17 protein-coding genes are annotated in these 24,339 nt (G+C 64.6%); 13 read left to right on the top strand and 4 right to left on the bottom strand.

The features are described 5' to 3' along the window. Positions 1-72 precede the first annotated feature (72 nt). The 3 genes from cysD to cysQ are packed head-to-tail and all read left to right on the top strand — an operon-like array spanning position 73 to position 3,714. Positions 73-978, top strand: a complete 906-nt coding sequence (gene cysD, locus EJ067_RS06295) for a sulfate adenylyltransferase subunit CysD (RefSeq protein WP_126085177.1) — start codon at positions 73-75, stop codon at positions 976-978. 2 nt (positions 979-980) lie between these two features. Beyond that, positions 981-2,918 (top strand): sulfate adenylyltransferase subunit CysN, encoded by a 1,938-nt coding sequence (gene cysN / locus EJ067_RS06290; protein ID WP_189510435.1) that lies wholly within the window; start codon positions 981-983, stop codon positions 2,916-2,918. Positions 2,919-2,928: 10 nt separating this feature from the next. Continuing rightward, positions 2,929-3,714 carry a 3'(2'),5'-bisphosphate nucleotidase CysQ gene (gene cysQ / locus EJ067_RS06285; RefSeq protein WP_189510709.1) on the top strand — a complete coding sequence of 262 codons (786 nt, stop codon included), beginning with the start codon at positions 2,929-2,931 and terminating at the stop codon, positions 3,712-3,714. A 5-nt stretch (positions 3,715-3,719) separates the two neighbouring features. Here the strand turns inward: cysQ and EJ067_RS06280 are convergent, their stop codons facing one another. The 4 genes from EJ067_RS06280 to EJ067_RS06265 all read right to left on the bottom strand — a co-directional run bounded on the left by EJ067_RS06280 (position 3,720) and on the right by EJ067_RS06265 (position 7,708). Beyond that, a complete protein-coding gene (locus EJ067_RS06280) occupies positions 3,720-4,862 on the bottom strand; it encodes a DegT/DnrJ/EryC1/StrS aminotransferase family protein (RefSeq protein WP_126085174.1) in 1,143 nt (380 codons plus the stop codon). A gap of 250 nt (positions 4,863-5,112) precedes the next feature. Beyond that, entirely contained in the window at positions 5,113-6,036 is a 924-nt protein-coding gene (locus tag EJ067_RS06275) for a carbohydrate kinase (protein WP_126085173.1), read from the bottom strand. Further along, complete coding sequence (locus EJ067_RS06270) at positions 6,033-6,479, bottom strand: RbsD/FucU domain-containing protein (protein WP_126085172.1); 447 nt, start codon at positions 6,477-6,479, stop codon at positions 6,033-6,035. The genes EJ067_RS06275 and EJ067_RS06270 overlap by 4 nt, the downstream gene beginning before the upstream one ends. Positions 6,480-6,481: 2 nt before the next feature. Continuing rightward, positions 6,482-7,708 (bottom strand): ROK family transcriptional regulator, encoded by a 1,227-nt coding sequence (locus EJ067_RS06265; RefSeq protein ID WP_126085171.1) that lies wholly within the window; start codon positions 7,706-7,708, stop codon positions 6,482-6,484. Between the two features lie 212 nt (positions 7,709-7,920). Here EJ067_RS06265 and EJ067_RS06260 point away from each other — a divergent pair, with 212 nt between their 5' ends. From EJ067_RS06260 to EJ067_RS06215, 10 genes are all read left to right on the top strand, one after another. Beyond that, positions 7,921-8,955, top strand: coding sequence for a sugar ABC transporter substrate-binding protein (locus tag EJ067_RS06260; RefSeq protein WP_126085170.1), 1,035 nt, complete (start codon positions 7,921-7,923; stop codon positions 8,953-8,955). 162 nt (positions 8,956-9,117) lie between these two features. Then, on the top strand, positions 9,118-10,182 hold the full coding sequence (locus EJ067_RS06255) for an ABC transporter permease (protein WP_126085169.1): 1,065 nt from the start codon (positions 9,118-9,120) through the stop codon (positions 10,180-10,182). A 2-nt stretch (positions 10,183-10,184) separates the two neighbouring features. Beyond that, positions 10,185-10,967 (top strand): ATP-binding cassette domain-containing protein, encoded by a 783-nt coding sequence (locus tag EJ067_RS06250; RefSeq protein WP_126085168.1) that lies wholly within the window; start codon positions 10,185-10,187, stop codon positions 10,965-10,967. Positions 10,968-11,111: 144 nt separating this feature from the next. After that, positions 11,112-13,574 carry a glycogen/starch/alpha-glucan phosphorylase gene (locus tag EJ067_RS06245; RefSeq protein WP_126085167.1) on the top strand — a complete coding sequence of 821 codons (2,463 nt, stop codon included), beginning with the start codon at positions 11,112-11,114 and terminating at the stop codon, positions 13,572-13,574. Positions 13,575-13,695: 121 nt separating this feature from the next. Then, positions 13,696-15,909: a 1,4-alpha-glucan branching protein GlgB gene (gene glgB, locus EJ067_RS06240; RefSeq protein ID WP_126085166.1), complete on the top strand. Its 2,214-nt coding sequence runs from the start codon at positions 13,696-13,698 to the stop codon at positions 15,907-15,909. Between the two features lie 61 nt (positions 15,910-15,970). Further along, positions 15,971-17,236: a glucose-1-phosphate adenylyltransferase gene (gene glgC / locus EJ067_RS06235; RefSeq protein ID WP_126085165.1), complete on the top strand. Its 1,266-nt coding sequence runs from the start codon at positions 15,971-15,973 to the stop codon at positions 17,234-17,236. 106 nt (positions 17,237-17,342) lie between these two features. Then, positions 17,343-18,788 (top strand): glycogen synthase GlgA, encoded by a 1,446-nt coding sequence (gene glgA, locus EJ067_RS06230; protein ID WP_126085164.1) that lies wholly within the window; start codon positions 17,343-17,345, stop codon positions 18,786-18,788. A 3-nt stretch (positions 18,789-18,791) separates the two neighbouring features. Further along, a complete protein-coding gene (locus EJ067_RS06225; protein WP_126085163.1) occupies positions 18,792-20,417 on the top strand; it encodes an alpha-D-glucose phosphate-specific phosphoglucomutase in 1,626 nt (541 codons plus the stop codon). A 199-nt stretch (positions 20,418-20,616) separates the two neighbouring features. Continuing rightward, entirely contained in the window at positions 20,617-22,680 is a 2,064-nt protein-coding gene (glgX, locus tag EJ067_RS06220; protein WP_126085162.1) for a glycogen debranching protein GlgX, read from the top strand. Next, on the top strand, positions 22,680-24,335 hold the full coding sequence (locus tag EJ067_RS06215) for an alpha-glucosidase family protein (protein WP_126085161.1): 1,656 nt from the start codon (positions 22,680-22,682) through the stop codon (positions 24,333-24,335). Before glgX ends, EJ067_RS06215 begins: the two co-directional genes overlap by 1 nt. Positions 24,336-24,339: the final 4 nt, after the last annotated feature.

Below are 24,339 nucleotides of genomic sequence, written 5' to 3'. Positions count from 1 at the left end.
CGGGCTGTTTTAGGAAACCGCGCCAACCGCTGCTGCAAGGCCTGGCCGGCACGAAAGAACGCTCAATAGTCCATGAATATCGCGCTCACCCACCTGCAGCGGCTCGAGGCCGAATCCATCCACATCTTCCGTGAGGTCGCGGCCTCTTTCTCCAAGCCTGTGATGCTCTACTCGGTCGGCAAGGATTCCTCCGTGCTGATGCATCTGGCGATGAAGGCCTTTTATCCGGCCAAGCCGCCGTTTCCCTTCCTGCATGTCGACACGACCTGGAAGTTTCGCGAAATGATCGCCTTTCGCGATCAGATGGCGCAGAAGCTCGGCTTCGACCTGCTCGTCCATGTCAACGAAGACGGCGTACGCGACGGCATCAACCCGTTCGATCACGGCTCGAATACCCATACCCATGTGATGAAGACGGTTGCGCTGCGCCAGGCGCTCGACAAATACGGCTTCGACGCCGCCTTCGGCGGCGCCCGCCGCGACGAGGAGAAGTCGCGCGCCAAGGAGCGCATCTTTTCCTTCCGCAATGCGCAGCACGCCTGGGACCCGAAGAACCAGCGGCCGGAAATGTGGAAGATCTTCAATACCCGCATCGCGCCGGGTGAATCGATCCGCGTCTTTCCGCTGTCCAACTGGACCGAGCTCGACATCTGGCAGTATATCCTGCAGGAGAACATCCCGATCGTGCCGCTCTATTTCGCCAAGGAGCGCCCGGTTGTCGAACGCGACGGCATGCTGATCATGAAGGACGATGACCGCATGCAGCTTCGCCCCGGCGAGACGGTCGAGAACCGTCTCGTACGCTTCCGCACGCTGGGCTGCTATCCGCTGACGGGCGCCATCGAATCGGACGCCGACACGCTTGAGGCCATCGTCGGCGAGATGCTGACCGCCCGCACCTCCGAACGCCACGGCCGCCTCATCGACCGCGACGAGGCAGGGTCCATGGAAAAGAAGAAGCGCGAGGGGTATTTCTGACGATGCGCCACATCATGGCCAAGAGCCTCGCCCCTACAGACTCGATCCGCGACTACATGGCCTCGCAGGAGAAGAAGTCGCTGCTGCGCTTCCTCACCTGCGGTTCGGTCGACGACGGCAAGTCGACGCTGATCGGCCGGCTGCTTTCCGACACCAAGCAGATTTTCGAGGATCAGCTCGCCGCGCTGGAGAATGACTCTCGCAAGCATGGCACCACCGGCGACGACATCGACTTCGCGCTGCTGGTCGACGGGCTGGAGGCCGAGCGCGAGCAGGGCATCACCATCGACGTCGCCTACCGCTTCTTCGCCACGCCGAAGCGCAAGTTCATCGTCGCCGACACGCCCGGCCACGAGCAGTACACGCGCAACATGGCGACGGGCGCCTCGACCGCCGATCTCGCCATCGTGCTGATCGATGCGCGCCAGGGCGTGCTGCGCCAGACCCGGCGCCATTCCATCATCGCCTCGCTGCTCGGCATCCGCCACATCGTGCTTGCCGTCAACAAGATCGACCTCGTCGGCTTCGACAAGACCGTGTTCGACAAGATCGTGGCGGACTACGGCGACTTCGCGAAGGGGCTGGGCTTCGCGAGCATCGTTCCGATCCCGATGTCGGCGCGCTTCGGCGACAACGTCACCAGCCGTTCCGAGCGCTCGCCCTGGTATTCCGGACCGTCGCTGATCGAGCATCTGGAAATCGTGTCCGTCGATGAGGCGGCCGTCGAGCTGCCGTTCCGCTTTCCGGTCCAATATGTGAACCGGCCGAACCTCGACTTCCGCGGTTTTGCCGGCACCATCGCTTCGGGCACGGTTTCGCAGGGCGACGAGGTCGTGGTCGCCAAGTCGGGCAGGGCCTCGCGCGTCAGGCGCATTGTCGCGCATGGCGGCGATCTCGAGCAGGCCGTCGCCGGCCAAGCCATCACACTCGTCCTCGAGGACGAGGTCGAGGTGTCGCGCGGCAACATGCTGGTGTCGCCGGCCGCACGTCCGCAGGTCGCCGACCAGTTCGCCGCCAACATCGTCTGGTTCGACGAGCAGGCGCTGCTGCCCGGCCGCTCCTATATCCTGCGCACCGAGACCGATCAGGTCAGCGCCACCGTCACCGAGCTCAAATACCGCGTCAACGTCAACGATTTCGCGCATGAGGCGGCGAAGTCGCTCGACCTCAACGAGGTCGGCGTCTGCAACCTGTCGACCCGGGCGCCGATCGCCTTCGATCCCTTCGCCGAGAACCGCACGACCGGCGCCTTCATCCTGATAGATCGCATCAGCAACGCCACCGTCGGCGCCGGCATGATCCTGCATTCGCTGCGCCGAGCCGAAAACATCCACTGGCAATCGCTCGATGTCGGCAAGCGCGGCCGCTCCGACCTGAAGAACCAGCGCCCGGCGGTGTTCTGGTTCACCGGCCTGTCCGGCTCGGGCAAGTCGACCATCGCGAATCTCTTCGAAAGGAAGCTGTTCGCGTCCGGGCGCCACACCTACATCCTCGACGGCGACAATGTCCGCCACGGCCTCAATCGCGATCTCGGCTTCACCGACGCGGATCGCGTCGAGAACATCCGCCGCGTCGCCGAAGTGGCCAAGCTGATGGCCGATGCCGGCCTGATCGTCATCGTCTCCTTCATCTCGCCCTTCAGCGCCGAGCGGCGCATGGCGCGCGAGTTGATGGGCGAGGGCGAATTCGTCGAGGTGTTCGTCGACACGCCCTTCGAGGAATGCGCCCGCCGCGACCCGAAGGGCCTTTACGCGCGCGCCCTGAGCGGCGAGATCAAGAACTTCACCGGCGTCGATTCTCCCTATGAGGCGCCGGAGAATCCCGAAATCCACCTCAAGACTCTCGGCAGGAGCCCGCAGGAGATGGCGGAAGCCCTGGAACACTGGCTGACCGAGCGCGACATTGCCGAAGAGCAGTATGACAATGGCGGCGGTATCTGACGACGAAACGATGCTCGCCGTCTTCGAGCGTCTGGCGCTCGAGGCCGGCCGCGAGGTGATGCGCGTCTTCCACGAAGGCTGCGCCGTCGATGAGAAGTCCGACTCTTCGCCGGTGACGGAGGCTGACCGCGAAAGCGAGAAGATCATCCTGGCCGGCCTGCGCGCCGCTTATCCGGACATCCCGTGCGTGGCCGAGGAGGAGGTTGCGGCGGGCATCGCCGCGCCCGACCTCGACGCCGCCTTCTTCCTCATCGATCCGCTCGACGGCACCAAGGAATTCGTCAATCGCCGCACCGATTTCACCGTCAACATCGCGCTGGTGCGCCACGGCGTGCCGGAAGTCGGCGTCGTCTTTGCGCCCTGCACCGGACGTTTCTTCTCCGGCCGGCCGGGCAAGGCGGAAGCGATCGAGGTCGACGCTGAGTTTCGCATCACCGAACGTCGGCCCATCACGGTGCGTGCAGGGGGCTCGCCGCTCGCCGTCGTCGCCAGCCGCTCGCACAACACGCCGGAGACCGAGGCCTTCATCCGCGACCTCGGCGCCGCCGAGATCGTCTCGATCGGCTCTTCGCTGAAATTCTGCCTGCTCGCCGCCGCCGAGGCCGACGTCTACCCGCGCTTCGGCCGCACCATGGAATGGGACACGGCGGCCGGCGACGCCGTGCTGCGCGCCGCCGGCGGAATGACGCGCACGCTGGACGGCGAGCCGCTCGTCTACGGCAAGCGCAACCAGGCGAACGACAGCGATTTCGCCAATCCGCATTTCATTGCGAGTGGGAAGAGCGCGCCTGCCTGAGATGCTCAGGCCGCCGCGACATGCGCCGAGTTCGAGCCAATATAATTGCGGATCGTCTCGATGATCTTGTCTTGGTCGGCTTCGCTGAGATAGGCGTGCATGGGAAGGCAGAGGATCTGCTTCGGCAGCTTTTCCGAAACGGCAAGACCGGTCGGCGCGCGCGGGTAGTCGCGATAGGCGATCTGCTCGTGCAGCGGCTTCACATAATAGATGACCGACGGGATACCTTTTTCGCCGAGATGGGCCTTCAGCCCGTCGCGCTTCGGCGTCTCGATGGCGTACTGCGCCCAGGCCGAGCGGCCGTGGCCCAGATTGCGCGATGCCTTGACGATGTCGCCAAGTCCTTTGGCATAGCGGTCGGCGACCGCTTGCCGCGCCATCATCTCCTCTTCGAGGATGGCAAGCTTCTCGATCAGGATCGCCGCCTGCAGCGTGTCGAGGCGCGAATTGATGCCGACGCGGATGTTGTCGTACTGGGTCTCGCCCTTGCCGTGGAAGGCGAAGGAGCGCAGCTTGTCGGCCAGCGCTGCGTCATTGGTGAACATCGCGCCGCCGTCGCCGTAGCAGCCGAGCGGCTTCGCCGGATAGAAGCTGGTCGAGCCGACATGGCCGAAGGCGCCGCACATCGTGCCATCGGCCGAGCCGCCCATCGACTGGGCGGCATCCTCGATCACCAGCAGGTTCTCGCGCTTGGCGATCGCCATGATCGCCTCGTAGTCGGCGGAGAGCCCGAACAGGTCGACCGGGATGATCGCCTTCGGCTTCAGCCGGCCTTCCTTCTTGATCATGGCGATCGCCGCCTCAAGGCTGGCGATGTCGATATTGTAGGTGTCGGGATCGACGTCGACGAAGACCGGCTCGGCCTTGGCGAGCGCCACCACTTCGGCCGTCGCGGCGAAGGTGAAGCTCGGCACGAACACGGCGTCGCCCGGGCCGATGCCGGCGGCAAACAGCGGCAGAAGCAGCGCATCGGTGCCGTTGGCGCAGGCCACCACATGCTTGACGCCGACGTAAGCCGCGAGCTTGTTCTCGAATTCGGTGACCTGGGGCCCGAGGATGTAACGGCCGTCCTCGACCACCTTGTCGATCGCGGCCTTCAGCCGGTCGCGGATTCGTTCGCGCTGCGCGCCAAGATCGATGAACTGCATGTCGGCCTCAAATACTGCCAGTAAACCGGCCCGCTGGTACCAGACTTGGCACGGCTGAGAAAGCCGACCGGGGGCAGGGCAAATTGCGCAAGTGTCGCAGCCTGTTACCGTCTTTTGCCGGCGTATTGCCCGAGGAAGGCGGAAATCCGGGCTTCCAGGCGCATTCTCGGCGCCTTTTATCGCGCTGTTCCGGTCCTTGGAAACATAAAGTGATCGGCCGGCGAGGCCTCGCGCCCCTCGCAGATCGAGCTCAGGCGATTTCGTGCCGCCACGGCGGGTTGGCGCCGGCTCGCGACACGGTCACCGCGGCCGCCTTGGCGCCAAGCTCCAGCGCCTTGCGGATGGCGTCTTCCGGCAGGCCCCCGACCGCCGCCTTGGTGAGCAGGCCCTGCTCGTGCAGCGCAGCGAGGATGCCGGCATTGAAAGTGTCGCCCGCGCCGACCGTGTCGACCACCTTCACCTTCTGCGGCACGACCGTGACCTTGTGCTCTTTGCTGAAGCCGACGGCGCCTTCGCTGCCATGGGTGACGACGATCAGCTTCGGCCCGCGGTCCAGCCAGTTGCGCACGACATCCTCATGCGAGCCCGCCTCGTCGAACCAGTTGAGGTCTTCGTCCGACAGTTTGACGATGTCGGCCATCGCCATCATCTCGCGGATGCGCCTCAGATGCTTGGCCTTGTCCGGGATGAAGTTCGGCCGGATGTTGGGGTCGAGCATCATCACGCGGCTGTTGTGCTCGCGCCGCATGAATTCCTCATAGGCGGATCCCGCGGGCTCCGAGATCAGGCTGATGGCGCCGAACAGCATGGCCTCGATCTCGGCGCCGAGCTTCGGCAGGTCCTCGACGGTGAGCATGCGCCCGGCGGTGTTCTCGTCATAGAAGGTGTAGGTCGCCTGGCCGTTGTTGAGCCGTACGAAGGCGAGCGTCGTGGGCTTTGGCGAAGTGTGCGCATAGGTCGAGCTCACCTTGCTAGCCCCCAGCGCCTCGCGGAGCTGGCCGCCGAACAGGTCTGAGGAAAGGCCGGAGAAGAAGCCCGCCGGGGCGCCCAGCCGGCCGAGCGCGACCGCACTGTTGAACACCGCGCCGCCGACATAAGGCGCGAAGGCCGCTTCGCCTTCGGTCGTCGTGCGCGGCAGCATGTCGATCAGGGCTTCGCCACAGCAGAGGATCATTGTGTCTTGGTCTCCGGCGGATAAATCACGCCCTTGCGGATGATGATGTTGGCATAAAGCCTGGGCTCGCTGGTCGCCACGATCGCGTGCGCGGCCTTGACGCGTGCATAGAAGTCGGCCCCGGCCAGCGCAATTACCTTGTGGCCCGGCGCGCGTTTCGCGCAGACCGCTTCCATCTCGTGATGCACGGGATCGGCGAGCGCCGGATCGCCCTTGACGGAGGCGCGGAACAGCGCCTCCGGCACGGCTTCGTCGACAGGCAGCACCTTCAAGATCGCATCGATCACCGGAATGATAAGATGGCCGTCGGCGCGGATCAGCCTGCGCGCCTGTTCCTCGGCAGGATAGTTGCCGTCGACGATGGCGATCTCGTCACCATGGCCCATGGCCCTGAGCGTCGCCAGAAGCTGCGGTCCGAGGAGCGGCGGGATACCGATCAGCATGGTCAGGCGCTCCTGGAAATCGTGGTCGGTCCGATCAGGAAGCGCTCCGACAGCGGCAGGCTGGCGCCGCCCAGCGCGCGCGCATGGATGCCTACGGTTCCTTCGCGCACGATGGGCAGTTTCAATCCTTCGGCGTCGATGCCGGCGATGGCATCGGTGACCGCATCGACAAGTCGCCGCCTTACGGCGAGAGGCATCCAGCCGTCGATAACCGCCGCTTCGAAATCGATGACCGAGGAGGCCGCGACGATGGCATAGGCCAGCGCCTGCGAGGCGCTGGCGATCCAGTCGTCGAGTTCGGCGCCGATCTCGCCCCAATCCTGCGGCGACGTCCAAAGATACGAGCCGTCGATGCCCTTGGCGCTCAGCGCCTTTTCCAGGATGGCGATCGAGGCGACGTCGATGAGCTGCGTCGGCTTGCCGTCCGCCCCGGGCACGGGCATCGAACCCAGCGCGCCGGCGTTGCCGGTCGGCCCGCCGAACAGCCGGCCGTTGAGCACGATGCCGCCGCCAGCAAAGGCGCCGATGTAGAAATAGACGAAGTCGCGCGCCGCTCCCGCCTGGCCGAAGACGAGCTCGGCGCCGCAGGCCGAGGTCGCGTCGTTCTGCAGATAGACCGGAAAATCGCACTGCGCCTGGATGTCGGAGCGGATGTCGCGATGGCGCCATTCGTCCATGATCTCGCGCGGCGCGCCGGCCGTATCGGCCCAGCTCCAGAGTTCGAACGGCATGGCGATGCCGAGCCCGGCTATGCGCTTGTCCTGCGCCGGCGTCAGTTCGCCGCGCATTTTCTTGATGCCGGCGCTGACGAATTCCACCGTCTCGCGCGGCGCCGGATAGCGATAGGAATTGTGCAGCATCGCGCGCACCGTGCCGAGGAAGTCGATCAGCACCAGTTCGGCGCTGCGGCGGCCGATCTTGAGGCCGATGAAGAAGGCGCCTTCCGGGTTGAGCGCCATCGGGATCGAGGGCTGGCCGATCTTGCCCCGCAGCGGCGCCTGGCGGACCAGCAGCTTGTCTTCCTCCAGCTCGCGCATGATGACGGATACCGTCTGCGCCGACAGCCCTGTCATGCGCGCAATGTCGGATTTGGCCAGGCTGCCGTGCTGGCGCACCAGGGACAGCACGAGCCGCTCATTGTGGTCGCGCATGCCGCTCTGGTTTGTGCCGCGATGCAGCCGGCTCTCCCGAGCCTCGGGCGAACCGTGCCTCGCAATGCCGGTCTCCACCCTGTTCCTCCCGTCAGTTTCCCCGCACTGCTTTTCGTTCAGAATGAGTGAACGGCGCAAGTCTGTCAATAATAAATAAGAGTGATTTAATTATTGACAGATGTCTCGGACTGGTGTCTTTTGAGGTGGCGTCCACGCTGGGAGAAATGGTTGGATGCGCTTGAGGGCGCCGGGTTGGCCGGCGTCCGCAATGGTTCCACTGGGAGGAAATCGTGACCAAGAAATCGCTGCTGAAGTCCACCGTATTTGCGGCGGCCGGGCTGGGCCTGCTCGCATTCGCCTCGTCCGCGTCGGCCGCCGGCGTCGGCGCCTGCCTGATCACCAAGACCGACACCAATCCCTTCTTCGTCAAGATGAAGGAGGGCGCGACCGCCAAGGCCAAGGAACTTGGCGTCGACCTCAAGACCTATGCCGGCAAGATCGATGGCGACAGCGAAAGCCAGGTCGCGGCGATCGAAAGCTGCATCGCCGACGGCGCCAAGGGTATCCTGATCACCGCCTCGGACACCAAGGGCATCGTGCCGTCCGTGAAGAAGGCGCGCGACGCCGGCCTGCTGGTGATCGCGCTCGACACCCCGCTCGATCCGATCGACGCCGCCGATGCGACCTTCGCCACCGACAATCTGGAAGCCGGCAAGCTGATCGGCGCCTGGGCGGCCGCCACCCTCGGCGACAAGGCCAAGGACGCCAAGATCGGCTTCCTTGATCTGACCCCCTCGCAGCCGACCGTCGACGTTCTGCGCGACCAGGGCTTCATGATGGGCTACGGCATCGACGTGAAGGATCCGAACAAGATCGGCGACGAGGACGATCCGCGCATCGTTGGCCATGACGTCACCAACGGCAATGAGGAAGGCGGCCGCAAGGCGATGGAGAACCTTCTGCAGAAGGACAACACCATCAACGTCATCCACACAATCAACGAGCCCGCCGCCGTCGGCGCCTACCAGGCCCTCAAGGCCGTCGGCCTCGAAAAGCAGGTGCTGATCGTCTCGGTCGACGGCGGCTGCCCAGGTGTGAAGTCGGTTACCGAAGGCGTGATCGGCGCCACCTCGCAGCAATACCCGCTGCAGATGGCGGCGCTCGGCATCGAGGCAATCGCCAAGTACGCCAAGGACGGCACCAAGCCGAAGCCGACCGAAGGCAAGAACTTCTTCGACACCGGCGTCAACCTCGTCACCGACAAGCCCGCGAACGGCGTGAAGTCCATCGACACCAAGGAAGGCCTCGCCAAGTGCTGGGGCTGATGCCGGCCTGACGAGCGCACAAACCTTGCGGCCGGGGCTTGATCCCCGGCCGCATCGGGTGGACGATGCGCTTTCGTAAGCGCTGATAAATCCCGGCAACAGACCGGAATGCGTGAACGGCGTGTGGGGCAATGAGCAAGCTCCGCGCAGACGGGAGGATACATGTCTCAGATGCAGGAATTCGAGAAGGTGCTCACGAGCAGCGACACCAGCGTCGCCGCCTTCGAGGAGCACGGCAAGTCGTTCGTCAAGCGCGCCCAGCATTTTCTGCATTCCACACCGGCGGCGGTGCCGCTTATCGTGCTGGTGCTGTCGATCATCATTTTCGGTATCGCCATCGGCGGCCGTTTCTTTTCGTCCTACACGCTGACGCTGATTCTGCAGCAGATTGCCATCGTCGGTATTCTCGGCGCTGCCCAGACACTGGTCATCCTGACCGCCGGCATCGATCTCTCGATCGGCGTGATCATGGTGATTTCGGCCGTGATCATGGGCAATTGCGCCATCACCTACGGCATGCCGACCATTCTCGCGGTGGTGATAGGGCTTGCCGCCGGCGGCGCCTGCGGCCTGCTCAACGGTCTGCTGGTCGCCTACATGAAGCTGCCGCCGTTCATCGTCACGCTCGGCACCTGGAACATCGTCATGGCCACCAATTTCATCTATTCGGCCAATGAGACGATCCGCGATGCCGACGTCGACGCCCAGGCCCCATTGCTGCACTTGTTCGCTCTGAGCTTCAGGATCGGTTCCGCGGTGCTGACCGCCGGCGTGATCGCCATGGTCCTGCTGGTGATGCTGCTCTGGTACGTGCTCAACCACACCGCCTGGGGCCGCCATGTCTATGCCGTCGGCGACGATCCGGAAGCGGCGAAACTTTCGGGCATCCAGACCAAGACGGTGCTGATGGCTGTCTACACGCTTGCCGGCCTGATCGCCGCTTTCGCGGCCTGGGTCTCGATCGGCCGCAACGGTTCGATTTCGCCGTCCGCCGCCGTCACCGACTACAATCTGCAGGCCATCACCGCGACGGTGATCGGCGGCATCTCGCTCTTTGGCGGCCGCGGCTCGATCCTCGGCACGCTGTTCGGCGCCATGATCGTCGGCGTCGTCTCGATGGGCCTCAACATGCTGGGCGCCGACCCGCAATGGAAAGTGCTGCTCACCGGGGTGCTCATCATCGGCGCCGTGGCGATCGACCAGTGGATCAGAAAGGTTTCGGTGTAACCATGACCCAAGAGCCTGTTCTCACCGCGCGCGGCCTCACCAAGCGCTATGGCCGCGTCACCGCGCTCAACAACTGCGACTTCGATCTCTATCCGGGCGAAATCCTGGCGGTGATCGGCGACAACGGCGCCGGCAAGTCGACGCTGATCAAGGCGATCTCCGGCGCCGTGCATCCCGACGAGGGAGTGATCGAGCTGGACGGCAAGCACGTCCACTTCAAATCGCCCATCGAGGCCCGCGAAGCCGGCATCGAGACCGTCTATCAGAACCTCGCATTGTCGCCGGCGCTGTCGATCGCCGACAACATGTTCCTCGGTCGCGAGATCCGAAAGCCCGGACCGCTCGGCAGCTGGTTCCGTATGCTCGACCGGCCGGCGATGGAAAAGCGCGCCCGCGACAAGCTCACCGAACTCGGCCTGATGACCATCCAGAACATCAGCCAGGCGGTGGAAACGCTCTCGGGCGGCCAGCGCCAGGGCGTCGCGGTGGCGCGCGCCGCCGCCTTCGGCTCCAAGGTGGTGATCATGGACGAGCCTACTGCGGCGCTCGGCGTCAAGGAAAGCCGCCGCGTGCTCGAGTTGATCCTCGATGTCAAGAAGCGCGGCCTGCCGATCGTGCTCATCTCGCACAACATGCCGCACGTGTTCGAGGTGGCTGATCGAATCCACATCCACCGGCTTGGGCGGCGCCTCTGCGTCGTCGATCCGAAGCAGATCTCGATGTCGGATGCCGTTGCGCTGATGACCGGCGCCAAGAAGCCTCCGGAGGATGCGCTGGCGGCCTGATTTCCGTCCATCACGGTAAATTGCCGCAGGGAAACCGGATGACATTCCCGCCTAAATCGATTGAACGTATGCTGCAATGCGGTAGGAAGGGCTGGGAGGAACGGTGAAAGCCGGTATGATCAGGCCAACCGAACGAGAGGCGATATGACACCCGCCATGACGATCGAAGCCCCAATTCTCGACCATCCCGACCCCAAGACGCTCGCCGAAGAAGTCTTGATGTCGCTCAAATACCGACTCGGCAAGGACACCACCGTCGCCACGCCCTATGACTGGCTGACCGCCTCGATCAAGGTGGTGCGCGACCGGGTCGTCGATCACTGGATCCAGGCGACCAAGGAAGCCTACGACCAGAAGGAAAAACGCGTCTATTATCTCTCGCTCGAATTCCTGATCGGGCGCCTGATGCGCGACGCCTTCTCCAATCTCGATCTGATGGAGAACATGCGCGAGGCGCTCGCCTCGCTCGGCGTCGACCTCGACCTGATCGCCGGCCTCGAGCCTGACGCAGCCCTCGGCAATGGCGGCCTCGGGCGGCTCGCCGCCTGTTTCATGGAAAGCATGGCGACGGTCGACATTCCCGCGCATGGCTACGGCATCCGCTACGCCAACGGCATGTTCCGCCAGGAGATCCATGACGGCTGGCAGGTCGAGCTGCCGGAAACCTGGCTCGACCACGGCAACCCGTGGGAGTTCGAGCGGCGCGAGCGTTCCTTCGAGGTCGGCTTCGGCGGCTCGGTGGAATCGATCACCTCCAAGGACGGGCGGCTCGAGCGCCATGTCTGGAAGCCGACCGAGCATGTGCTGGCGGTCGCCTATGACACGCCGGTGGCCGGCTGGCGCGCCAAGCGCGTCAACACGCTGCGGCTGTGGTCCGGCATGCCGATCGACCCGATCCTGCTCGACAAGTTCAACGCCGGCGACCACATCGGCGCGCTCGCCGAGAGCAACAAGGCCGACGCGCTGTCGCGCGTGCTCTACCCCGCCGATTCCCATATGGCCGGCCAGGAGCTCAGACTGCGGCAGGAATATTTCTTCTCGACCGCGTCCCTGCAGGACATCGTCCAGCGGCATCTCAGCCAATATGGCGACCTGAAGTCGCTGCCCGACAAGGCCGCGATCCACCTCAACGACACCCATCCCGCTGTCGCCGTGGCCGAGCTGATGCGGCTTCTGATGGACGTCCACGGCATGGATTTCGATCTTGCCTGGGACGTTACCAAGCGCACCTTCGGCTACACCAACCACACGCTGCTGCCCGAGGCGCTGGAAAGCTGGCCGGTGCCGCTGTTCGAGCGCCTGCTGCCGCGTCACATGCAGATCGTCTACGCCATCAACGCGCAGGTCCTGCTCGAGGCACGCGCCACCGGAAAATTTTCCGGCGAGCAGATCGCCCGCATCTCGCTGATCCAGGAAAACGGCGACCGGCGCGTGCGCATGGGCAATCTCGCCTTCGTCGGCTCGCACTCGATCAACGGCGTCTCGGCGCTGCACACCGAGCTGATGAAGGAGACGGTGTTCGCCGACCTTCACAAGCTCTATCCTGACCGCATCAACAACAAGACCAACGGCATCACGCCCAGGCGCTGGCTGATCCAGTGCAATCCGGGCCTGACCGCGCTCGCCCGCGAGGCGATCGGTGGCCGCTTCATGGACGACATCGAGGCGATCAAGGATCTCGATCCGCTCGCCGACGATGCCGCCTTCCGCGAGAAGTTCGCCGCGGTGAAGCGCCAGAACAAGGCGAGGCTTGCCAACCTCGTCGCCGACCGGCTCGGCATCAGGCTCGATCCTTCGGCGCTGTTCGACATCCAGGTCAAGCGCATCCACGAGTACAAGCGCCAGCTGCTCAACATCCTCGAGGCGATCGCGCTCTACGACCAGATCCGCTCGCATCCGGAGCGGGACTGGATGCCGCGGGTGAAATTCTTCGGCGGCAAGGCGGCGCCCAGCTACCACAACGCCAAGCTCATCATCAAGCTGGCCAATGACGTCGCCAGGGTCATCAACGGCGATCCGTCGGTGCGCGGCCTGCTGAAGGTCGTGTTCGTGCCGAACTACAATGTCAGCCTGGCCGAAGTGCTGATGCCCGCCGCCGATCTCTCCGAGCAGATCTCGACCGCCGGCATGGAGGCTTCCGGCACCGGCAACATGAAGTTCGCCCTCAATGGCGCCTTGACCATCGGCACGCTCGACGGCGCCAATGTCGAGATCAAGGAGCGCGTCGGCGACGACAACATCTTCATCTTCGGCCTGACCACCGCCGAGGTCGCCGAACGCCGCAACAACGGCTACAACCCGCGCGGCGTGATCGAATCATCGCCCGAATTGTCGCAGGCTGTGTCGGCGATCTCGTCCGGCGTCTTCTCGCCCGACGATCCCAACCGCTACCGGGACCTGATGAACGGTCTCTACCAGAGCGACTGGTTCATGGTGGCCGCCGATTTCGACTCCTACGCCGCCTGCCAGCGCGAGGTCGACAACGTGTGGCGCAACAGTCCCGACTGGTACGCGCGTGCCATCCGCAACGTCGCCCGGGTCGGCTGGTTCTCGTCCGATCGCACGATCCGCCAATACGCGAAAGAAATCTGGAACGTGCCCGTCTGATATGATTGCATGAGACCACGAACAATGTGGTCCAGTGCAGGTCGCCCAAAAGTGCGAAGCGGTTTTGGGATCACGACATGCACCAAGAAAGTGACTGGTGCCCAGGGAGGGCGACCGCCTGATGAGGAAGCCGCGCGCGACCGCTGCGACAAGCGGGCCGGACGGACTGGCGCCAGCCGGCGATGTCGCGGCGATCGTCGCCGGAACGCATGGCAATCCCTTTGCGGTTCTGGGCGTCCATGAGGCCGGCAAAGGCTTCGTCGCCCGCTGCTTCGTGCCCAATGCCGAATTCGTCACCGCCTACGCGCTGACCGGCAAGGAGGTGGGGGAACTCGACCGCAGCGACGATGCCGGCTTCTTCGAGGGCAAGCTCTCGATCCGCAAGCACCAGCCGCTGCGCTATCACGCGAGAAATGCCGGCGGCGACTGGTGGCTGACCGACCCTTACTCCTTCGGCCCGGTGCTGGGGCCGATGGACGATTACTACATGGCCGAGGGCTCGCATCTGAGGCTCTTCGACAAGCTCGGCGCCCACATCATCGAGCATGAGGGCGCCACTGGGGTCCATTTCGCCGTGTGGTCGCCGAACGCGAAGCGCGTCTCGGTGGTCGGCGCCTTCAACGACTGGGACGGCCGCCGGCACACCATGCGCGACCGCAAGGACACCGGTATCTGGGAACTGTTCATTCCGGATCTCGGCGCCGGCCAGCCCTACAAGTTCGAGATCATCGGCCCCGACGGCGTCAGGTTGCCGCTCAAGGCCGATCCCTTCGCCTTCGAATCCGAGCTGCGTCCGGCGACCGCTTCGGTGACGGCGCCGCCGCTGGCGCATCAATGGGGCGACGAGGCGCACCGCAGCTTCTGGCAGAAAGCCGACCCCAGACGCGAGGCGATCTCCATCTACGAGGTCCATGCCGGCTCGTGGCAGCGCCGCGACGACGGCACGTTCCTCACCTGGGACGAGCTTGGCGCGCGGCTTATCCCTTACGCGGTCGACACCGGCTTCACCCATATCGAGTTCCTGCCGATCTCCGAGCATCCTTACGACCCGTCCTGGGGCTACCAGACGACCGGGCTCTATGCGCCGACAGCCCGCTTCGGCGATCCCGACGGCTTCGCCCGCTTCGTCGACGGCGCGCATCGCGCCGGCGTCGGCGTCATCCTCGACTGGGTGCCGGCGCATTTCCCGGTCGACGAGCATGGGCTGGTGCAATTCGACGGCACCGCGCTCTACGAGCATGCCGATCCGCGCCAGGGCTTCCATCCCGACTGGAACACCGCGATCTACAATTTCGGCCGCCGCGAGGTGGTGTCCTTCCTCGTCAACAACGCGCTGTTCTGGGCCGAAAAATATCATGTCGACGGCCTGCGCGTCGACGCGGTCGCCTCGATGCTCTACCTCGACTATTCGCGCAAGGCGGGCGAGTGGATCCCCAACGAGAAGGGCGGGCGCGAGAACCTGCAGGCCGTCAGCTTCCTGCAGAAGATGAACAAGGAGCTTTACGGCCACCATCCCGGCGTGATGACGATCGCCGAGGAATCGACCTCATGGCCGAAGGTGTCGCGTCCGGTGCACGAGGGCGGGCTCGGCTTCGGCTTCAAGTGGAACATGGGCTTCATGCACGACACGCTGGAGTATTTCTCCAAGGAGCCGATCTACCGCAAGCACCACCACAACGACATCACCTTCGGGCTGGTCTACGCCTTCTCCGAGAATTTCGTGCTGCCGCTCTCCCATGACGAGGTGGTGCACGGCAAGGGCACGCTGCTCCACAAGATGGCCGGCGACGACTGGCAGAAGTTCGCCACGCTGCGTGCCTATTACGCCTTCATGTGGGGCTATCCCGGCAAGAAGCTCCTGTTCATGGGCCAGGAATTCGCGCAGCGCCGCGAGTGGAGCGAGGAACGCGCGCTCGACTGGAATCTCTTGGACTTCGCTCCGCATCGCGGCGTCTGGCAGACGGTGCGGGACTTGAACTACCTCTACCGCTCGCGCCCGGCGCTGCATGCGCGCGACTGCGAGCCGGACGGCTTCTCGTGGCTGATCGTCGACGATCGCGACAACTCGGTCTTTGCCTGGCTGCGCAGCGCGCCCGACGGCAACCCGATCGCCGTCATTTCCAATTTCACGCCGGTGCCGCGCGAGAACTATCGCGTGCCGCTGCCGAAGGCGGGAGAATGGCGCGAGATCATCAACACTGACGCCGTCGAATATGGCGGCTCCGGCATGGGCAATGGCGGCATGGTCGTGGCGAGCGGGGAAGGGGGCAGCACGTCGGCGACGATGCTGTTGCCGCCGCTGTCGACGATCATGCTGGAATTCGTCGCGGACTGAAGCAGATGATATCTCATCTTGCTGAAGCAAAGTTCCGGGCAGATTACTTGGGAGGGTAACAATGGCAGAGATCAAGAGAACCCAGCCGCTGGCACGTGATGCCATGGCCTATGTGCTTGCCGGCGGCCGCGGCAGCCGCCTCAAGGAGCTGACAGACCGGCGCGCCAAGCCAGCGGTCTATTTCGGCGGCAAGACCCGCATCATCGATTTCGCGCTCTCCAATGCGTTGAACTCCGGCATCCGACGTCTCGGCGTCGCCACCCAGTACAAGGCGCATTCGCTGATCCGCCACCTGCAGCGCGGCTGGAACTTCCTGCGGCCGGAGCGAAACGAGAGCTTCGACATCCTGCCCGCCTCGCAGCGCGTTTCCGAAACGCAGTGGTACGAGGGTACCGCGGACGCCGTCTACCAGAACATCGACATCATCGAGGCCTACGGTCCCGAATACATGGTCATCCTCGCTGGCGACCACATCTACAAGATGGACTACGAGCTGATGCTGCGCCAGCACGTCGACGCCAATGCCGACGTGACCGTCGGCTGCCTCGAAGTGCCGCGCATGGAGGCGACCGGCTTCGGCGTCATGCATGTCGATGGCAAGGACAACATCATCGCCTTCGTCGAAAAGCCCGCCGATCCGCCCGGCATCCCCGACAAGCCGGAGTTTGCGCTCGCCTCGATGGGCATCTATGTCTTCAAGACGAAGTTCCTCATGGAGCAGCTGCGCCGCGACGCGGCCGAGCCCGGTTCCAGCCGCGACTTCGGCAAGGACATCATCCCCTACATCGTTGAGCATGGTAAGGCGATCGCACACCGTTTCGCCAAGTCCTGCGTGCGCTCCTCGCACGAGGCCGAACCGTACTGGCGCGACGTCGGGACGGTGGACGCCTATTGGGAAGCCAATATCGATTTGACCGACATCACGCCCGAGCTCGACCTCTACGACCGCGACTGGCCGATCTGGACCTATGCCGAACTGAAGCCGCCGGCCAAGTTCGTGCATGACGAGGAGGGCCGCCGCGGCGAGGCGATCTCCTCGCTGGTATCCGGCGACTGCATCGTCTCCGGCGCATCGCTGCGCCGCAGCCTGATCTTCACCGGCGCGCGCATCAATTCCTATTCGAAGCTCGAGGAGGTGGTGATGCTGCCCGACGTCAATGTCGGCCGCAAAGCGCGGCTCAAGCGCGTCGTCATCGACCATGGCGTGCAGATCCCGGAGGGGCTGGTGGTGGGCGAGGATCCGGTGCTCGACGCCAAGCGCTTCCGCGTCTCGGAAAAGGGCATCTGCCTGATCACCCAGGACATGATCAACAAGCTGTCAACCTGATAAGGTTGATCAAGCCGTCAACCCGCCAGGGTTGATCGGCAAGCTGTCGACCTGATCAACAGATTGTCACTTTGACCTGCCACTTTGAGATCGGAATGTGGAGCGCATGCAGGTTCTGTCGGTCACGCCCGAAATCTTCCCGCTGATCAAGACCGGCGGGCTTGCCGACGTGGCCGGCGCGCTGCCGATCGCGCTCGCCGGCAAGGGCGTGGCGATGCGCACGCTGGTTCCCGGCTATCCGGTGGTGATGGAGGCTTTCAAGAAAAAGAAGGCCGTCTACCAATACCCGCTGCTGCAGGGCGGCAAGGCTTCGGTCCATGCCGTCAAGATCGGCGAGCTCGACCTCTTCGTGCTCGACGCGCCGCATCTGTTCGATCGTCAGGGTGGGCCATATGGCACCGCCTCCGGCTCCGACTGGCCTGACAACTGGCGGCGTTTCGCGGCGCTGAGCCAGGTCGGCGGCGACATCGCCGGCGGCGCCATCTCCGGCTACCAGCCCGACATCGTGCACGCCCATGATTGGCAGTCGGCGATGACGCTCGCCTATATGCGCTACGGCAAGGCGGTCGGCGTGCCGTCGCTTATCACCGTGCATAACCTGGCTTTCCAGGGCCAGTTCGGCGCCGGCATCTTCGGCGAGCTCGGCCTGCCGGGCGTGGCGATGCAGCTCGACGGCGTCGAATATTATGGCGGCGTCGGCTTCCTCAAGGCCGGCCTGCAGGCGGCCTGGGCGATCACCACGGTGAGCCCGACCTATGCGCAGGAGATCCGCTCGCCGGAATTCGGCATGGGCCTCGACGGCCTGATCAACATGCGCGCCACCGATCTCTACGGCATCGTCAACGGCATCGATGTCGATATCTGGAACCCGGCGACCGACAGTCATCTGGTCGCCAATTATTCGGACGAGACGCTTGCGGCGCGCGCCAGGAACCGCAAGGCCGTGGAGGACCGCTTCAATCTCGAAAATGACGACAGCCCGATCGTCTGCGTGGTCAGCCGGCTGACCTGGCAGAAGGGCATGGATATTCTGGCCGCGGTCGTCGACGGCATCGTTCAGCGCGGGGCCCGGCTGGCGATCCTGGGCTCAGGCGATGCCGGCCTCGAAGGCTCGCTGCTCGCCGCCGCCGCCCGGCACCGCGGCCGTGTCGGCGTCGTCATCGGCTATGATGAAGGCCTCTCGCACGTCATGCAGGGCGGCTGCGACGCCATCGTCATCCCGTCGCGCTTCGAGCCCTGCGGGCTGACCCAGCTTTATGGCCTGCGCTATGGCTGCGTGCCCATCGTCGCCCGCACCGGCGGTCTTGCCGACACCATCATCGATGCCAATGAGGCGGCGCTTTCGGCAGGGGTCGCCACCGGTTTCCAGTTCGCGCCGAACAATGGCGGCGCGCTGTTGCATGCGATCCGCCGCCTGGTCGAGGCGCATGCCAATCCCAAGAGCTGGGCATCGATCCAGCGCCAGGGCATGAAGGCCGATGTCTCCTGGGACAAGAGCGCCGAAAGATACGTCGAACTCTATCGCCTGCTGCTTTCGAAAAGGGTTGCCTGAAGCATGAAGACCGTCCCCACCAAACCCTATACCGACCAGAAGCCCGGCACCTCCGGCTTGCGCAAGAAGGTGCCGGTCTTCCAGCAGGAGCACTATGCCGAGAACTTCATCCAGTCGATCTTCGACGCGCTGGAAGGTTTCGAGGGCAAGACGCTGGTCATCGGCGGCGACGGCCGCTTCTACAACCGCGAGGTCATCCAGAAAGCCATCGCCATGGCCGCCGCCAACGGCTTTGGCAAGGTGATGGTCGGGCAGGGCGGCATTCTGTCCACGCCCGCCGCCTCCAACATCATCCGCAAATACAAGACTTTCGGCGGCATCATCCTGTCGGCCAGCCACAATCCGGGCGGCCCGCATGAGGATTTCGGCATCAAGTACAACGCCGGCAATGGCGGCCCGGCGCCGGAGAAGATCACCGACGCGATCTTCGAAAAGACCAAGACGATCTCGAGCTTCAAGATCGCCGACATCGGCAATGTCGACATCGACACGATCGGCACCGTCGAAGCCGGCGGGATGACGGTCGAGGTCTTCGACCCGGTCAAGGACTATGCCGAGCTGATGGAAAGCCTGTTCGACTTCGACGCCATCCGCGCCAATTTCAAATACGGCTTCCGCATGCGTTTCGACGCCATGCACGCGGTGACCGGCCCTTACGCCAAGGAAATCCTCGAGCGCCGCCTCGGCGCCCCCAACGGCACCTGCCGCAACTTCAAGCCGCTGCCGGATTTCGGCGGCCATCATCCTGACCCCAACCTGGTGCACGCAAAACATCTCTACGACGAGATGATGGGTCCGGACGCGCCGGATTTCGGCGCTGCTTCCGACGGCGACGGCGACCGCAACCTGATCATCGGCAAGGGTATCTTCGTCACCCCGTCGGATTCGGTGGCGATGCTTGCCGCCAACGCGCATCTGGCGCCCGGCTACAAGGAAGGCCTGAAAGGCATCGCCCGCTCGATGCCGACCAGTGGTGCTGCCGACCGCGTCGCGGAAAAGCTCGGCATCGGCATCTACGAGACGCCGACCGGCTGGAAGTTCTTCGGCAATCTGCTCGACGCCGGGATGGCGACGATCTGCGGCGAGGAAAGCGCCGGCACCGGCTCCAACCACGTGCGCGAGAAGGACGGGCTGTGGGCCGTGCTTCTTTGGCTCAACATCCTCGCCGTGCGCGGCGAGAGCTGCAAGGACATCGTCACCAGGCACTGGGAAACCTACGGCCGCAACTACTATTCGCGCCACGACTACGAGGAGGTCGAGACCGATAGGGCGAACAAGCTGGTCGATGAGTTGCGCGTCAAGCTCGGCGCACTGCCCGGCACCAGCGTGCGCGGTATGAAGATCGCCAGCGCCGACGACTTCGCCTATCACGATCCGGTCGACGGCTCGGTGAGCAAGAACCAGGGTATCCGGATCCTGTTCGAGGGCGGCTCGCGCGTCGTCTTCCGCCTCTCCGGCACCGGCACGTCCGGCGCCACGCTGCGCGTCTATATCGAGCGCTACGAGCCGGACAAGGCGAGGCATGACCTCGACACGCAGCAGGCGCTCGCCGACCTCATCGCCGCCGCCGACGACATCGCCGGCATCAAGAGCCACACCGGCCGCAACAAGCCGAGCGTGATTACTTGAGGGCGGTAACTGAGGCTCCCCCTTCTCCCCTTGTGGGAGAAGGGGGCCGAGCGAAGCTCGGTCGGATGAGGGGTGCTCCAGCTTGGCGCAAACCTGCGTTCAAATCGGTACTGCCTCATTCCCTCCAACACCCCTCATCCGTCTCGGCGCTGCGCGCCGATCCACCTTCTCCCACAAGGGGAGAAGGGAAGGCGCGCCCATGACCCAGCTCGGCGCAACCGTCACCTCCGAAGGCATCCGCTTCGCCGTGTGGTCGTCGTCGGCGAGGCGCCTGTGGGTATCGATCTTCGACGATGCCGGCGCCCGCGAAACCGACCGGCTGGAGCTGAAACCGGAAGGCGGGGGCGTGCATGCGCTCCTTGTCTCCGACCTCGCTGAGGGCACGCGCTACGGTTTTCGCGCCGACGGCGACTATGCACCGGAACGTGGTCTGTGGTTTGACCCGAACAAGCTTCTCACTGACCCCTATGCCGTCGAGATAGATCGCCCATATCAATACCACTGGCGACTCGCTGCTAAACGCAACGAGGGTGCCGATACGGCCTCGCTGATGCCGAAAACAGTGGCGCGCGCTTTGCCGCATCCGCTTTCACCCCAGCCGCCGCTGTTCCGGCCCGGCGGCCTGATCTACGAGCTCAATGTCCGCTCCTTCACCAGGCTGCATCCCGACGTCCCGGAGGCGCAGCGCGGCACCATCGCTGCGCTCGCCCATCCGGCTGTGATCGAGCATCTGCAAAAGCTCGGCGTCTCCGCTGTCGAACTGATGCCGATCACCGCCTCGATCGACGAGCGGCATCTGCCGCCGCTCGGGCTCCACAACGCCTGGGGCTACAACCCGGTCACCTTCATGGCGCTCGATCCGCGCCTGGCGCCCGGCGGCCTACAGGAACTGCGCGACACCGTCGCGGCTCTGCGCAACGCCGGCGTCGGCACCATCCTCGACCTCGTCTTCAACCACACCGGCGAGAGCGACCGGCTCGGCCCGACTTTGTCGCTGCGCGGCCTCGATGCTCAAGCCTATTACCGGCATCTGCCGGACGGCCGGCTGGCCAACGACACCGGCACCGGCAACACGGTCGCCTGCGACCATCCGGTCGTGCGCGAGATGGTGCTCGACACGCTGCGCCATTTCGTCCGTTTCGCCGGCGTCGACGGCTTCCGCTTCGACCTGGCACCGGTGCTCGGCCGCGTCGGCGGCACGTTCGATCCCGATGCGCCGTTGCTCCAGGCCATCGCCGGCGATCCCGTGCTGGCCAACCGCGTGTTGATCGCCGAGCCCTGGGACATCGGTCCGAACGGCTACCAGCTCGGCAATTTCCGGCTGCCGTATCTCGAATGGAACGACCGCTACCGCGACGACGTTAGGCGCTTCTGGCGCGGCGACGCCGGTGTGATTGGTGCTTTGGCGACCCGGCTTGCCGGTTCCTCCGACGTGTTCGGCAGGACAGGGGAGCCGGTGAGCCGCAGCGTCAATTTCATCGCTGCGCATGACGGCATGACGCTGGCTGATCTCGTCGCCTATGAGAAGAAGCACAACGCGGCCAATGGCGAGCAGAATCGCGACGGCCATAACGACAATATCTCCTGGAACAATGGCGCAGAAGGCGAGACAGATGATGCGGCGATCACCGACGCCCGCTTCGGCGACCGGTGGGCGTTGCTTGCCACGCTCTTTGCCTCGCGCGGCACCATCATGCTGACCGCCGGCGACGAGTTCGGCAGAACGCAGCAGGGCAACAACAACGCCTATGCGCAGGACAACGCCATCACCTGGCTCGACTGGGCTCGCCGCGACGAGGCGCTAGAACGATACGCTTCGGCTCTCTCCGCGATGCGCCGTGCCTTTCCGGCGCTGTCGGACACGCATTTCCTGACTGGGAAGCCGTCCGATGCTTCAGCCATTCCGGACGTGGAGTGGCTGACGGAGACGGGCGCGCCGCTCGGCGAGGCGGAGTGGAACGATCCCGCGCGACATCGCCTCGTCATGATGCTTGGCGATAGCGGGAGCGGCCGCCTTGCCGTCATGGTCAATGGCGACCGCCGCCAATGCGTCTTCACCTTGCCCGCGCGGGAAGGCTTTCACTGGCATCCGGCGATCGAGACGCAGGCAGTCGACCTGGCGCGGCCGGTTCCTGGCCGCAGCGTGAATTTCATGACCGAGCATCGGACCGAAAAGTGGGAGCCGGTTTTCGGACAATCCGATGCTAAATCAAACGATCATTCGCGCAGGGCTTCGAAGGCCCGCGCCGGAAAGGGTTCGTAATGGCCGATGGCAGCGCCCAGCAAGGGGCCGAATGGTGGCGCGGTTGCGTGATCTATCAGATCTATCCGCGCTCCTTCCAGGACTCGACCGGCGACGGCAGCGGCGATCTCAAGGGCATCACCGCGCGGCTCGCCCATGTCGCTTCGCTCGGCGTCGATGCGGTCTGGCTCTCGCCCATCTTCAAGTCGCCCATGGCCGACATGGGCTACGACGTTTCGGACTATCGCGACGTCGACCCGATCTTCGGCACGTTGGAGGATTTCGACGCGCTGGTCGCCGAGGCGCACCGGCTCGGCCTGAAACTCATCATCGACCAGGTGATTTCGCATTCTTCGGACAGGCATGAATGGTTCGTCGAGAGCCGCGCCAGCCGCGACAATGCCAAGGCCGACTGGTATGTCTGGGCCGACGCCAAGCCCGACGGCAGCGCGCCCAACAACTGGCAATCGCTGTTCGGCGGTCCCGCCTGGGAGTGGGACGCCACCCGCCGGCAGTACTACATGCACAATTTCCTGGCTGCGCAGCCGGACCTCAATTTCCACACTCCGGATGTTGAGGACGCGCTGCTCGACACGGTGCGCTTCTGGCTTGAGCGCGGCGTCGACGGCTTCCGGCTGGACACGGTCAACTACTATGTCCATGACCGCTGGCTGCGCGACAACCCGCCCTTGGCCTCAAGCGTCGCCGGCACCAATGGCGCGACCACCACCTATGCCTTTCAGGAGCATCTCTTCGACAAGACGCGCCCCGAGAACCTCGACTTCCTGAAGCGTTTCCGCGCGCTGCTCGACGAATATCCCGACCGCGCCGCGGTCGGCGAGGTGGGCGACGAGGACCGTTCGTTGCAGACGCTCGCCGCCTACACGTCCGGCGGCGACAAATTGCAGATGTGCTACACCTTCGACCTGCTCGGCCCGCAATTCTCGGCTGCCCATGTGCGCGGCTGTGTCGAGGCCTTCGAGAATGCGGTTGCCGACGGCTGGGTTTGCTGGGCTTTCTCCAATCACGACGTGGTGCGCCATGTCAGCCGCTGGACGCGGCCCGACGACAATCCGGACATAGTGGCGAAATTCTCGATCGCGCTGCTCTGTTGCCTGCGCGGCTCGATCTGCCTCTACCAGGGCGAGGAGCTTGGTCTGGAGGAGGCCGAGCTTGCGTATGAGGATCTGCGCGATCCGCTGGGCATCCGCTTCTGGCCGGGCGTGAAGGGCAGGGACGGCTGCCGCACGCCGATGGTCTGGGAAGCCGGCGCCGAAAATGGCGGCTTCTCGACAGGCAAGCCCTGGCTGCCGGTGCCGCAGGCGCATCGCGGTCGCGCGGTCGATGTGCAGAGCGGCGAGGGCGGTTCCGTACTTGCTGCCTATCGCTCGATCATTGCCTTGCGCAAGCGCCGTCCGGCTCTGATCGGCGGCTCGATCCGTTTTCTCGACGCGGAGGGCGATGTGCTGGCCTTCATACGCCAGCACGAAGACGAGACATTGTTATGCGTCTTCAACTTCGCCGGCGAGCCGGCGAACTGGACGCTGCCGGCAGAGATCAGGGATGTCGAGATAACGGCGCTTGCCGTTGACGTCGCCGGCGTTCTTGGCGGCGTTCTCGAAGAGGTAGCGCTGGCGCTGCCGCCCATAGGTTGCTTCGTCGGCAGAATTGGCTGACAGC

The sequence above is a fragment of the Mesorhizobium sp. M1D.F.Ca.ET.043.01.1.1 genome, assembly GCF_003952385.1.
Classification (GTDB): domain Bacteria; phylum Pseudomonadota; class Alphaproteobacteria; order Rhizobiales; family Rhizobiaceae; genus Mesorhizobium.
The sequence above is the reverse complement of the archived record's forward strand: the minus strand, read 5'-3'. Positions and strand labels throughout refer to the sequence as shown.